This is a genomic window from Allobaculum sp. JKK-2023 (assembly GCF_034745455.1).
In the GTDB taxonomy this organism is placed as follows: domain Bacteria; phylum Bacillota_I; class Bacilli_A; order Erysipelotrichales; family Erysipelotrichaceae; genus Allobaculum.
In genome coordinates this window covers 2,007,617-2,021,716 of the sequence record NZ_JAYERV010000003.1, presented here as the reverse complement: position 1 = coordinate 2,021,716, position 14,100 = coordinate 2,007,617, and the positions used below count along the sequence as shown (strand labels likewise).

The 14,100-nt window shown below is 34.3% G+C and carries 9 protein-coding genes; all 9 read right to left on the bottom strand.

The genetic code is table 11. The features are described from left to right. Entirely contained in the window at positions 1-1,158 is a 1,158-nt protein-coding gene (locus tag U4956_RS08125) for a nucleotide sugar dehydrogenase (protein WP_323090082.1), read from the bottom strand. Next, positions 1,158-2,339 carry a glycosyltransferase family 4 protein gene (locus U4956_RS08120; RefSeq protein ID WP_323090081.1) on the bottom strand — a complete coding sequence of 394 codons (1,182 nt, stop codon included), beginning with the start codon at positions 2,337-2,339 and terminating at the stop codon, positions 1,158-1,160. The genes U4956_RS08125 and U4956_RS08120 overlap by 1 nt, the downstream gene beginning before the upstream one ends. Before the next feature lie 7 nt (positions 2,340-2,346). Then, complete coding sequence (locus U4956_RS08115; RefSeq protein ID WP_323090080.1) at positions 2,347-3,198, bottom strand: hypothetical protein; 852 nt, start codon at positions 3,196-3,198, stop codon at positions 2,347-2,349. Positions 3,199-6,255: 3,057 nt separating this feature from the next. After that, positions 6,256-7,302, bottom strand: coding sequence for a glycosyltransferase (locus U4956_RS08110; protein ID WP_323090079.1), 1,047 nt, complete (start codon positions 7,300-7,302; stop codon positions 6,256-6,258). A 2-nt stretch (positions 7,303-7,304) separates the two neighbouring features. Beyond that, positions 7,305-8,387 carry a glycosyltransferase family 1 protein gene (locus tag U4956_RS08105; protein ID WP_323090078.1) on the bottom strand — a complete coding sequence of 361 codons (1,083 nt, stop codon included), beginning with the start codon at positions 8,385-8,387 and terminating at the stop codon, positions 7,305-7,307. A gap of 32 nt (positions 8,388-8,419) precedes the next feature. Further along, positions 8,420-9,061, bottom strand: a complete 642-nt coding sequence (locus tag U4956_RS08100; RefSeq protein ID WP_323090077.1) for an SIS domain-containing protein — start codon at positions 9,059-9,061, stop codon at positions 8,420-8,422. A 6-nt stretch (positions 9,062-9,067) separates the two neighbouring features. Continuing rightward, on the bottom strand, positions 9,068-10,354 hold the full coding sequence (gmhB, locus tag U4956_RS08095) for a D-glycero-beta-D-manno-heptose 1,7-bisphosphate 7-phosphatase (RefSeq protein WP_323090076.1): 1,287 nt from the start codon (positions 10,352-10,354) through the stop codon (positions 9,068-9,070). 300 nt (positions 10,355-10,654) lie between these two features. Continuing rightward, positions 10,655-11,671, bottom strand: a complete 1,017-nt coding sequence (locus U4956_RS08090) for a kinase (protein ID WP_323090075.1) — start codon at positions 11,669-11,671, stop codon at positions 10,655-10,657. Further along, the gene (locus tag U4956_RS08085; RefSeq protein WP_323090073.1) at positions 11,668-12,945 is read right to left on the bottom strand and encodes a glycosyltransferase family 4 protein; all 1,278 of its coding nucleotides are present in this window, start codon (positions 12,943-12,945) and stop codon (positions 11,668-11,670) included. The genes U4956_RS08090 and U4956_RS08085 overlap by 4 nt, the downstream gene beginning before the upstream one ends. Positions 12,946-14,100: the final 1,155 nt, after the last annotated feature.

The window sequence follows — 14,100 nt, the reverse complement described above, 5'->3', positions numbered from 1 at the left end:
CTAGTCTCTCTTAAAAATATCTCTCGTATAAATTTTGTCAACAACATCTTCTAAACATCTATCATACCGATTAACTACGATAACATCGCAGTCCTCTTTAAATCTATCCAGATCTCGTTCTACCTTATATTTGCAAAATTCATCTGTACTTAGTGTTGGTTCATACACTACAACCTCCACTCCTTCACCACGTAGAATTTTCATAACATCCTGAATCGCACTTGCACGAAAATTATCAGAATTAGCTTTCATTGTCAGTCGATAAATACCGACTTTCTGTGGTTTCCTGGCCAAAATCATCTTTGCAACATGCTCTTTTCTTGTTTTATTACTATTAACTATTGCAGTAATAATATCCTCAGGTATATTTTGATAATTTGCCTTAAGCTGTTTTGTATCTTTTGGTAAGCAATAACCGCCATATCCAAAAGATGGATTATTATAATAATTACCAATACGAGGATCAAGACCAATGCCCTTGATAATTTCTTCAGTGCTTAATCCTTTTACCTCACAATAAGTATCAAGTTCATTGAAATAACTTATCCTCAATGCTAAATAGGTATTCGCAAATAACTTGATTGCTTCTGCTTCTGTGCTGTTTGTAAAAAGGATATCTACATCTTTCTTAATTGCCCCCTTTTTTAATAGGTCTGCAAATATCCTGGCTCTATCACTCTTTTCACCTACTACTATGCGAGAAGGGTAAAGATTATCGTAAAGCGCTTTACCTTCTCTAAGAAATTCTGGAGAAAAGATTATCCTATCTGTACTGTAACGAGAGGATATTTCCTTAGTGTATCCAACTGGAACAGTCGATTTAATTACTATTGTTGCTTTGCTTATCTTTAAAACTTTTTTTATAACATCCTCAACAGCAGAAGTGTCAAAGCGATTTGTTGTATCATCATAGTTCGTTGGTGTAGTCACAATAACAAATTCAGCAGAAGAGTAGGCCGATTCCCAATCTAGAGTAGCTTTCAGATTTACCTTTTGTAGATATTCTTTAATTTCGCTATCTTCAATGGGAGAGTCTTTTCTATTAATTCTATCAACCCTTTCTGGAACAATATCTACTGCTGTGACATCGTTATCTTGAGCCAAAAGCAATGCAATTGAAAGCCCAACATATCCTGTTCCCGCTACCGCTATTTTCATCATATCTTCTCAGCTTTCATTAATAACTCCCGATATAAAAAAACAAAAGAGTTAACTTGTTTTTCAATAGAGTATTTTTGAATTTTTTCAAGTATATTATTGTAATATAGTTTAATATTATTTCTATTCGATAAATAAACTATACTATTCACTAAATCTTCAACAGATTCACTTTGAAATAAAATCCCTCCTTGAATTGAATCAACAATCTCCTTAATGCCCCCCTTATTGGATCCAATAACAGGTAATCCAAACTTATTTCCTTCAATAACTACTCTTCCAAACGGCTCATTCCATTGAGATGGTACAATTAAAACATCAGCAGATTTATATTCACCTACTAATTGTTCGTTACCTAACTGCCCCCTAAATTTTATCCTTGAATCCCGTTTTAAATATTCCTTGACTAGAGGCTCTAACTTCCCCGCCCCACAAATTGTTAAGTCGATGGAATCATTATGGATTTGAGAAAATGCTCTTAGTAAAATATCTAATCCTTTATGTTTTGATAACATCCCAGCATATAGATAATGTACGTTGGGTTCATCGTTCAACATTCTTGTATCAATAATGTTCCTGATTTCATCTATATCTACTTCAACAGCATTTGGAATAACTTCAAATTTTGCATTTGAGAAAAAAGAAGCTTCTTTCGCATAGTTCACCATATACTTAGACGGTGCAGTGAGTATATCAACGTATTTAGACTTTTCTTTAATATATTCTGACATTATCCTAGAAATGTGAATCTGATTCGGCAATGGATTAAATATTTCATAATCCCTCAACGTATGGACTATTGGTATACCTTTTTCTTTTGTCACTTTCCAAAGCTCAGAACTTAATCCATAAAGGTTATTGGTATGGACGATATCAGGTTTAAAAGAATCTACAATTTTAAGATATTCTACTATCATCGAATGATTCTTTAATTCCAACAACTTATTTCTTACCTTTTCAAATAAATTAACATCATTGAAATGTGGTAATTTATATTGGTCGCTCCTACATCTATATACATCAACACCGTTTATCGTTTCTTTATTCGAAATGCCAGTAGCTGCACAGAAAACACTTACTTCGTTGTCTTTTGCCAAATTCTCAGCTAATAACTTGATGCTATTCTCTGCACCGCCAACAACATTTGGGAAGTAATATATATTAACAATTAAAATCTTCATATTATTTTTATCCTCTATTTAAAATATTATTTTTCTTGCTACGAAGAAAAAGACCGCAAATGAAACAAAATACAGGGAAAAACGATCTGGCTGAAAATAGATTCGTCGTTATTCCTCCAATTAAGAAAATAAGCAAAAGAGAATTTGATAGCATAGTTTTATTAAATGATATTCTAATTAGATAAATCAGTATTAAAATATAACTAACCATTCCAAATGCAGCCATTCCAAACAGGTATGTATTATCCAATATGTTGAACCATAATTCAGGATGTCCAAAATAATGGTATAAATCAAATCCTATAGCCATATTTCTAATAGAGAATAATTTGCCACTTTTCCACATATACAATCTCTCTGCTATTGACTGAAATTTTTCTGGACTATTGAAAATAATTAAGGCTCCAGCAAAAGCAATAATTCCAACCAATGCAAATATATTTTTTATTCTCATTTTAACAATGAGAAAATATACTAATAATATCAACAATATGACCATGGATGTTTTATTTGTAGTAAATATAGTATTAATAAAACAAATGATGAATACTGCTATTATCTTTCTCAAAGAAGTATTTTTACAATTCAAAATACAAAAAGAAATTAAAACGTAAAACCCATATTTCGCCGAATCACCTACGACTCCAAAAGCTCTAACATGATGGGCCGCAGTTTTAATAACTAAAGATGAACGCTCATCCGCCCCATAAAATACATGCCCAGTATAGAATTTTGATGTAAACTGCCATCCTTCTATATATTCAATAAAGCCTATTACGGTTGATAACACCAAAAATATGCTACATATAAATAAGATAATAGAATAATATTCATTTATTTCTTCTTCATGAATATTCATGTTTCGCATAATAACAAGCGATAATATCGGAATTAGAAAGTCTCTACACGCTATCATAAAGCTATATAATTCAAAAGAGCTTATCATTCCCACTATATAGATAGAAGTGACGAAACAAAGCATAATAAAATCTACTTTTTTTATTTTGATCTTATATCTTACACAGAGAGATGAAACAAACAATAATAGAATAATTTCGGGCATGTACTTTAACACCATAAAAAAACTAGTATTGTATAATAACTTTATAAAAATACCGTAGAAAAACACTATAATAAGATATAGAGAATACAGAATACTTGATATTTTTTTCATCCACTTATCCTTTCAGACTTGCCTTAAAGGCTAGCTCTTACGCAAATAGTGTGTTTGGCTACTATCACTATTATCGACGATGACAATTACAGCTAAGCTCAGCAACCCAAAATGGGATAGGAAAACTCATCTCGAATTAGGCGCTGTTATTTAATCAACAACACGAATGATGCAAGATTGTTCATCCTCTAGGAATATCAATGTTAAAAACCACATTTGCGTAAGATCCTAAAGGCTATCCAATGCCAACTACAATTTTTTACTTTGAAAACAGCGCCTATCCATTCACTGTTTTCATTCCGGCATGTGGCTGCTAAGGTATGAAGTTTAGATAGGACCATTCTTTCGTGCAAGCGAATAAGCCTACCTACATTTGTTGGGTTGTTTATCGGATATGAACCTATTAATACCTGGATTCTCAACTCCTTACAGGATGATTTATTTTTCCATCGATTGTTCCCGAACGACAAGGCGCATCGGCTGACAGAACAGGCAAGGTTTTAAGCGAAGTGCCCCCTTACTTGGGTGGACTAGACGACACGGAGTTATGAGAGTATGATAGATCCCGCACTATCTTCTGAAAAGAGTGAGTCGCGATCCAACTGCATAAGTTGGCCCCCAAAGGTTTAGCAGTTATTGCGTTCATATATCTCCGGCTCTCCTCGTCTTTTGGATAGTGGAGAAAGGATAAACACCCGTCTAGTGTTTCGTTTCATTGACTTTTTATATCAATGGAGTCTCTCGTCATTGGAACTTTGGGCTTTATATAAAGATCTAATAGTAGTTTGCTCTTTTGAGAATTATTAAAAAATGTCATTAAGGCGAAACACTAGTGTTGCGTTTTATTGACTTTTATATTAATGAGACTTTGCACCATTAGAGCCTTGCACTTTATATAAAGATCTAATGGCAATTCTGTCTTTCGAGAATAAATATAAAAGTCATTGGGACAGATCACTAGATGTACTCATAGAATGATGGGCCTGACAAAAGCCCTTTTCATGGGTAGTTTGACTAAAATTATCCTTAATTTATAAACAAAAGATAACCTTAAATATCAGATTTAGGTGTAACTAGTCTCATTTGTGAGCAGAAATTTACCTATTATACTTTTGTCGGCCGCATCATAGAATTCATTTGGCTAAAGCTTCGTAAGTTCGCCCTGATATCGCCAGTTGTTATAGTAGTCGATCTGACTGCCGAGCAGCTGCCAGACTTCCATGCCGAGTCTTCATTACTAAAAGTAAAGCTTAATCAAATTCTTCATGGACCCAAAAAAAGCTTTCATGAGGGGTTCTCCCAGCAGTTTCCCTGGCGGGACATCGACTGCGCAGCTTACTGCTTTTCAGGAACCCTTGAAAGCAGTAGCCGTGTAATGGCAGGTCTGGTCAGAATGGACAACAGTATCCCTGCTGATATCATCGCCAGAATTCTTTATCAGCTTGTGGACAGTGCCTGCCCCGCATGAAATAGATCTGGAGGTTGTCGCTGTCGCTGACGGAAAAAAATCTGCTTGGTATAAGCATCAAGTATTGTTGACAGATAAGGATCAGGTGGATATTAATCCACAATAAATTGGCCATTGGTTCTCTTTATATAACGTAGAAATGGTGGCTGCCTGTAGGAGGTTATTTCTTTCGCTCACCTTCAAGACAGGAAGAAAGAATCAGTTCGATCTTTGACTTCTCTGGGCGCTCTGGGCACTTCAGCCGAGATCCATAGTAGTAGCTTAAACGGCTTACACTAATAAATATTGCAGAGTTCAGTTATGTTGAAGAAAAGCTCATTGTCGGCAGAGGCTTACTGGATGAGTGCAAATTTTTCCTGTAGACTCTCCCTCAGACATCTCGCTGTTCTTGTGAATTGTCCAGATATAGCCTTTTTAAATGTTAAAAGCTCTTTTCCAGACGGCAAGTCATTTCTTGATAACCTGAAGTTCATCAGTCTGCACCTGCCTGACAGAGTGTCAAGAAACTTGTTCATGATAAGATAAGCGGTGTTAGCAATCCGTTTGTCCCCTATCCTCTAAGGAGCACTGCCAAAGTTGACGAAAATCTCCCTGTATTTTGCTCCCTCCTGATACTGTTTTCAAAATCCCTCTTTGAATCTGAGCTTTGTAGCAATTTATAATACATATCGTAAAAATATATAAACATTGCTTTATACAAAAAATTAATACTTGTGCCTAACAAACAGGCTTATTTAATCTATTATGACTATAATAGATTAAATAAGTTTTCCAACGATAAAAATAACCCTTGCACTTTAGATAAGGATCAGGTAGATATTAATTCCCCAATAAATAGGCTATTGGATCTCTTTATATATCGCAATATATCGTAGAAATGATAGCTATCTGTAAGGGGGTTAGTTCTTTTCTGTTCCTAAGGTAAATACGTTCTCGCACTTTTAAATGTTGCAAAACTCAGACTTTGAAGTCATCTGTGAATTTCAATGTGAATGGGGAAACAGATCTTGTATATGGATTCTGCCACAAATCCTGAATCTGAGCTTCGGTAAAATGATATTTTCTTCATTCATAGGCCTCCTCGGACTTATTAAGATTGTAATTCCAGACTCGGTATTTCACCTAGTGAGTGGTGAGGCAGCCAAAGACTAAATTTGTATATCCTATATGGTCCACAGACAAATTTAGACGTGTTCTGGAGAGTGGAACCATCTCAATTACCTGTCGGATTCAGGGGTTGATCTAAAAGCGGTGTGCAAATTCACGGCTACAGTTTAGACACTTTTCTTTACAATATTCCAAATAGGGGAGATGATCAGCAAGTAAATAAAATACATGTTTATTAAAGTGATGTATTTCTTTTGTTGGAGGGCAATTCCATGCTTCTCCAACACTTCGACACTATTAGTTATATATGCATTTTTTAAATCAATCAGCTCCTTTATATCTACTTTTCTTGGTTTTATACCATAATGCGCAGTTTGACCTTTATCTCCTAAAAAGTATGCATAATTGATAGTTGATAAATATAAATATCTTTTTGAAATATTGGCTATTTTCTTTTCAATAAGTTCATTTTGTAAGTTTAAGGAAATCATATGCTCTATAAATAATTCATATTCAATCAATCTATTTTTAGGAGAAAACCAAAATTCTTCGACATCTTTATTATCATCATAAAGATATGAGGCACTATTTTTAAATGAAATTTCATCAGCTAATGACCAAAGTTTTCGTTTATAACTGAACATTGGGCCTAAGCAAGATAATTCAGCCAGCAACAGATCGTGTGGATGAATATAACAATTTTCTTCTTTGAATAATGCATCAATATTCTTAATATTTTGAAGTAAGGATGTATTTATCACCACCCCAGATGGATGATATGAGTTGTACGGAATATGTAAAAATGCTTTTTTTATAGTTCTATACTTCGAAATTCCTACCACATTTTTGCAAACTCCACCAGCCATATCCGTATGATTCTTGAGGAAACTAATAAAACGAGGTAATTCCCCAATGTTAATATTGTCTCTATCATTAATATTTAGGGCAAATAATCCATCCGCAAATACGAGTACCGTTTTCCAACAATCCATTACTGAATTTGTATCGTGCTTCTTTACTTGTTTACGAAAATAAAGCAATCTGCCATCTCTTATGTTTTTTAACAATTCATATGTTTCATCATTTGTACTACAGTCTTGAATAATTATATCAAAATCTTCAGATTGACATTTTGTTATACTTAGTACTTTTTCATAAACATCCTTTGGTCTATTAAATGTGGATATACAAATACTTAGTATTCTTTTTTCCATTTTTATTCCTCGTGGCATAAATTTTTATAACAAGCAATATAGCTCCTAATTAGGACTGGCCACTGAAATTTATTTATAATAGTGTCAGCCATCCGATTATTTTCTGCGTAATCATAATCTCCAGACACTATTTTACTCATTTGATCAACTAATGAATCTAGATCTGATAAATCAAAAAATAGACCATAGCCACTACTAACTTCAATATTTGTTTTAATATTACTCAAAATAAGTGGTAAATGATTTTCCATACATTCTAATTGTGTAGAGCCAAATCCTTCATAACATGTAGGAAATATATAAGCCTTCGCTTTGCGATACAATAGATTGCAGTCATTATTATTTATAAAGCCAGAAAAAATTATATCGTTTTTAAATTGAGATTCATTTGCAATCCTTAAAAAACTATCTGACCCATACCCCATCTTTCCAGCCAAAACAAGTTTATAATCTGACGCTAAAAGATTGTTTTCTTTTAATTTAATAAAAGCATCAATTATAATACCTATATTCTTTCTATATTCTATGGTCCCTACATATAAAAAGAAGTCATTTAAATCGTTTAACGATTTATTTATAAACGAATTTAGCTTTAAATTAGTATTAATATTTTGATATATACCAGGATATATCACCTTTACTTTATAAATATATTTCGGATAGTATTTTTTTATTTCATTATAAACGCTATAGGAAACCGTTAATATTGTATCTGCTTTTGAAAAGGTATTTAACATCATTAACTTTGAAAATAATACAGCTGATTTAGGCATAGTTTCGGGATGAATATTGAATGCCAAATCATGTACTGTTACAATCGTTTTACTGTTCCGTATTTTTCTAAAAGGCATATGGAAACTTGTATAATGTATTACATCAAAATCCTTTAAATGATTTATATAGTTGTTTGAATTGATATATTTCAAGTAATTAAAATACTTTTTAAAGCCTCTGCTCTTGGTGACATACTTATCCAGTTCAACAGCTACGCTATTTTCTTTAAGGTTTTTATACAAGTGCATTGTATACTGTCCAATACCTGTACCTTGATCTGCCTGCATACAACTATCTATATAAATCTTCATACTGAAATACTACCCCCTCCTCTAAAACCCGCTTACTCGCCAAAAAATCTATCTTCAAGCATCAAACATAAGCAATGGTATATCGGTAAATGATGTTCTTGAATCATATAAGTTCTGGTCTGAGGTGAATGAATAGTAGAATCCGCAATTTCACTTAGTTTACTGTATTTTGCTCCAGTTAATCCGATAACTTTCATCCCTTTTGCCTTAGCAACTATTGCTGCATAAAGAACGTTTTTTGAATTACCAGAAGTTGAGATACCAAAGAATACATCTCCTTCTCTACCATATCCATTTACTTGCTGCGCAAAACAGAGTAATGGCTCACAGTCATTCATATAGGCAGTTGTAAGCGCAAAATGTCCATCTAGAGCAATAGCTGGTAAACTTCCCTGGAGGTATTCTCCAAGAATATTCCCAAACTCTTTATTTACACTCCTCATTTTTTCCACTTCTGTTTTTCCGAGTTTTCTAGGATTTTCAAATCCCTTCATAAGTTCACCAACAATATGTTCGGCATCTGCTGCTGATCCGCCATTCCCAGCAATAAGAAGTTTTCCACCATTTTCATAGGAATTTTCAAGAATCTTATAAGATTTTAATATATTATCTCTTTGGCTTCCTAGCTCAGGATATCTTTTTATTAATTCATCTAGGCGTCTTAATGGATTCATAAACTTTTACCTCAAATACTGGTCAACGAATTCTTTCAAATTCGCCACACAGATATCCTGTCCATAAAATTCACGTTTAGTGTTTAGTAGCACACTCTTAGATCCTGCTGCCTTACCAGCCTTAATATCATTCTCACTATCTCCAACCATATAAGAGCTGCTTAAGTCAATATTTAAATCCTTAGCCGCTTTCAAAAGCATTCCAGGTTTTGGTTTACGACACTCGCATTCAATTTTTAGTTCCTTCACTTCTCCATCATATCCAAAATGTGGATGATGAGGACAAAAGTAGATTGCATCTACATATGCCCCTTGCATTCCAAGAAGTGTTTCCATTTTATTGTGTATATTTTCCAATTCAGAAAATGTAATCTCCCCCCTGGCAATAACAGGCTGGTTAGTGACAATAACAGCGAGATAGCCACTCCTATTTATCTCTTTCACTGCTTCCGCAACACCCTCGATCAATTCAAACTCTTCAACTTTTCTCAAGAATCCAACATATTTATTTATCGTTCCATCCCGATCTAAGAAAACAGCCTTTTGCTTATTATTGAGATTCTTCGCCTGAACTATTCCTTTTTCAAAATCTTCTTCAACTTGATGAAATCGTTCACGAGTACCCATATCCTTTACATATTCTGGAGAGTCATAGCAATACATTGTTCCACTACTACAGAGTGGCTTTAAAATTTGACGATCAAGATCGACCATCTTCCCATTTTTTATCTCCTCTAATCTAATGCCACTCAGCTTAAGAGCTTTAGGCGAAATTACGTGAAGGCCTGCATTTACTCTGTTTTTATAGAACACCGGTCTTCTATCCTCTTTTGTTAGCCACTTTTCAACTTTTCCAGCATTTTGAGCAATAATTATTCCACTATCATATGGATGAGAATTTGGATGAGTGAAAAGAGTCACTAAACCACCGTGTTGTCTATGAAAGGCGACCATTCTGTTAAAATCTACATCAAATACTGCATCTGCATTTAGAAGTAAAAAATCTTCTTTCAAATCGAGAAAGAATAGTGCGCCAGCATTACCCAAAGGCTTTTCCTCGACAAAATATTCGATATTTACTCCCCACTTCTCTCCATTTCCAAAATATTCCTGTATTTTCTGTCGCATGTATCCAACAGTAAGGATGATGTCTGTGAAACCTTGGTCACGCAAAGAAATTATTTCTCTTTCTAAAACTGGAGTTCCCTGAATTGGTATCAGCGGTTTTGGAATATCTGGAAATAATTTGGCAATTCGTGAGCCCTTTCCTCCTGCCATTAAGACTACTTTCATTCTGTTACTGACCTCTTAACTTTTTTCTACAACCCTATCCCACTTTAAACCTTTATTCTTTTGTAAAATTCCTGCTGGAGAAAATAGGGTTCTTACATAAATATTATTTTTGGTGCTAATAATTTCTTGTAAACAAATTAACTTATTTCGGACCTACTATTGCTTAACCAACTTTCGTCATTCAAATTAATTTTCCATTACGATTTGGGGAGTTACCATTAAAGGGGCTTTATAGCATCAGTAATGGTTTTTTAGTGTTAATAGAACACATTTGATGAGCACCAGGACTATTTTGTGTTTTTATCGGACAGCCTCATACTGCACTTCAAAATCTTCCGGACTATAATGAATAACACTTGTACCACTATCTTCAAATTTGAACGGTATATACATCAAATCTTGCATGGCTTCTTTAACTTTTTCTTGCTTCTCTGGTCGAACATAAAATATTAGAAATCCACCACCACCAGCTCCTAGTAATTTTCCTCCGAGTGCCCCAGCAGCCATCCCTTTTTCATACAATTCGTCAATACTTCCTGTGCTGATGGAAGTGCCTGTTCCCTTCTTCAATTTCCAGGTGATATCTAGCAAATAGCCAAAATCATCAAGATCTCTGTCCTTATTTGTGAGCACTTCTTCTGCCTCATCCACCAGCTCCTTCATTTTCTTAAGTTTTACTCTTTTTTCCTCTGTAGAAGAGACTGTATTTATCTTCTGAACATCGGAAGAGAACCGTGTAAAACCAGTAAAAAACATCATTAAGTTATCATTGAGCTGTCTCTTTCTGTCTGGTGAAATAATAATAGGAAGCACTTCGTAACCGTCTGTATTAAAATTGATGCGGTTAAATCCACCGAAAGACGCAGCGATCTGATCCTGCCATCCACCGGCTTCATTGCACAAAATTCGTTCGAGATAGATGGCCTCATCTGCCAACTTTTTCTTGGAAGCATACTTTCCTTTCAACGCGTAAAACGCATTGAGCATGCCTACTGCAAAAGAAGAAGAAGTACCTAGGCCCGAGCGGGCAGGAAGATCCGCTTCATATGTAAGTCTAATCTCATGCATATCAAGCATCTTCATTGCTTCTCTTATTGCAGGATGCTGTATATCCTCTACATTCGTTACTCTCTCAATTTTTGAATAGGAAAGTTCGATAGAGTAATCGAAAAATCTTGGAAGGTGTCTAACGTTTACATAACAATATTTATCAAAAGTAGTAGAAAGAACTGCACCTCCATACTCTTTGAAATAGTCTTCCATATCTGTTCCACCACCAAAAAAAGACATGCGAAATGGGGTCTTAGTAATTATCATATTGGCTTTTCCTCCACTTTCATTAACAATTTAGAAAACTGTTTTTTTGCGATGTCCCAAGTAAAATGCGATACAATAAACTCACGTGCATTTATCGACATTTTTCTTTCTAAATTATGATTATGTAAAATATCAACTACTTTGTTCGCAAACTCATTATCCGAATCAGCAATAAACCACTCTTTACCATTCATTGCGTCTATGTTTTCCGAACCAACCGATGTAGTAACCAGTGGAAGTCCCATAGCCATAGCTTCAAGATTTTTGGTTTTTATTCCGCTACCAAAAAGCATTGGACAGACAAATACCTTACTCATTTTTAGATATTTTCTAACATCATCTACTTTTCCTGTAAAGACTATATTTTCAGAAGCGTAAGATTTTAAACCATTAGCTCCCCCTCCTATAACAAGAAATATCGCAGAAGGGATCCGCTCAGTAATGATTGGAAAAATATCTGTAATAAAATGTCTTACAGCACTTTCATTATGAGCCACACTCATTGCTCCTAAAAAGCAAATTATATTATTTTTATTAATATTTTCTTGCGGATAAAAATAGTCAATATCAACTCCAATAGGTATAGAAACGGCTTTATCTTCTTTTAATTCATAATTAAAAGCATCCGCTTCATTCTTAGCAACAAATATTGTATTATCGCAAACCTTTCCAATCTCTAATTCATAAGACGTCAGCAGTTTAATTTCTCTTTTTAATACCGCTAATTTTAATGGTTTGAATAAAGCGACTTTTTGTAAAAAACTGGGCAGTGTACTGAGAAAGGCTCCATACGGGTTAATGCTATCTTCATCCATTTCTAATTGCCTTCTATATCTAAGTGATATTCTGTCATCTAAATCTGCAATTTTATACATTTCAGAGTCACGGATATATTCTGTGCATCTAACCATATCAGCAATCATAGCAATTGGATGTTCTTCCTGAATAATTAAATCAATCTGTTTTTTTGCATTTTTGCTTAAATATAGCGATACTTGTATAGGGAATTTCGAACTCAATATAGATTTTTCTAAAATATTACAGAGCTTTTCTACTTTGGAAGGCTTCTCTAAAATCACTAGCCTATCTATAAATTCAGGCTTTTCATTCGGATTATCACCATTTTCCGTAAAAGCCGCTACAACCAATCTATAACCCAATTCTTCAGATATAATTCTACAATAATGATAAAGAGACGTTTTCCTTCCTGACACCATTGGAAAAGGTAATCTTGGCATCACAAATACAACTGCCTTATCCTTTTCTTTTCCCATAAATCATATTCTCCTCATTCTCTCTACCTTCAAAACGCCTTGTCTACTTTATATAAAATGCAATAGACAAAAGCCTCTACATTTCAGTGGTGAACTTTTATATTAATCGATCTAGATTTAATATGATATAAACAAGATTCAATTCATATCTCAATATAGTTACTATTAAAAATGCGGATATATTTTACTCCTGGCTATGTTAGACTGAACATAATTAAGGTTCTGTTTCAATGGCATTTGTAATTATTCCCAAAGCATCGGATTACAATTAGCACTTTATATAAAGTGTGAATATCTAATGATGAAAGGATCAATTAATATAAATAAAAGTCAATGAAACACCAGAAGTTGCTGTACATTAAGTTCAATTGTCTTCTTGGCATCCCCTTTGGCGTATTTCAGTACTCTTCTTAACGTTTATAAACTGTAATCGCCAGCACATAACCGAATTTTTGACGTAAAAATCCCTGGAGGGAGGATAGCCAATTTTTTGATTCCTTCTTTACTGGATTGAACTCAATTTCTGAATCTATAGTTGTTCAAAAATTCTATCCTCTGCAAGCTGCGTTGGAAGACTGCCCTCTTCGCCTCATCTTTTTGGAATTTTTTCCCAAACAAACAAAATATCCGCTTCTTCAGCGGATATTGACCAACAATCACAAAAGGACATCTTTCATCCTGTTCATTCTTGGACGGCGAATGCCAGGAACCAAACTTTTCAGAGTAGAATGTCCGATCCGCTTCTTTTCCATTTGGGCATAACAGTGCTTTCGTGTTCACTGATGACGAAGTTTCCAGCCAGTCATGTAGGTACTAATCAGTGCACTCCGTGATGACGCCATCATTGATATTATCAATGATGGCATAAGCCCGATTAAACGAGCATATCTAAAGTATCGCCCTGCTCCCGTCATTTTTCAGATTTCTTCTTTGGCAAACTCGGAATCACTGAGAATATTTAACTAGTACAGGATATTGGAAGTCTCAGTGAATAATTTGAATTTGGCTAGAACTCCGTATAGCCTAAAAACAGACTATTGTCTGCTTAAAGAACAACTTTGGTATTCACTACTAAAAAGAAAGTCTGTACTAGAAATCTATAGAGTCGACGATTCTGGTGAGTTCCTCCTGCTTTTTTACGGATGGAAGATGCTA

What these genes read in the sequence shown, in the direction of transcription:
- U4956_RS08125 (WP_323090082.1), bottom strand. Translation starts at nt 1,158, where the DNA reads ATGAAAATAGCGGTAGCGGGAACAGGATATGTTGGGCTTTCAATTGCA.
- U4956_RS08120 (WP_323090081.1), bottom strand. Translation starts at nt 2,339, where the DNA reads ATGAAGATTTTAATTGTTAATATATATTACTTCCCAAATGTTGTTGGC.
- U4956_RS08115 (WP_323090080.1), bottom strand. Translation starts at nt 3,198, where the DNA reads ATGAATATTCATGAAGAAGAAATAAATGAATATTATTCTATTATCTTA.
- U4956_RS08110 (WP_323090079.1), bottom strand. Translation starts at nt 7,302, where the DNA reads ATGGAAAAAAGAATACTAAGTATTTGTATATCCACATTTAATAGACCA.
- U4956_RS08105 (WP_323090078.1), bottom strand. Translation starts at nt 8,387, where the DNA reads ATGAAGATTTATATAGATAGTTGTATGCAGGCAGATCAAGGTACAGGT.
- U4956_RS08100 (WP_323090077.1), bottom strand. Translation starts at nt 9,061, where the DNA reads ATGAATCCATTAAGACGCCTAGATGAATTAATAAAAAGATATCCTGAG.
- gmhB (WP_323090076.1), bottom strand. Translation starts at nt 10,354, where the DNA reads ATGAAAGTAGTCTTAATGGCAGGAGGAAAGGGCTCACGAATTGCCAAA.
- U4956_RS08090 (WP_323090075.1), bottom strand. Translation starts at nt 11,671, where the DNA reads ATGATAATTACTAAGACCCCATTTCGCATGTCTTTTTTTGGTGGTGGA.
- U4956_RS08085 (WP_323090073.1), bottom strand. Translation starts at nt 12,945, where the DNA reads ATGGGAAAAGAAAAGGATAAGGCAGTTGTATTTGTGATGCCAAGATTA.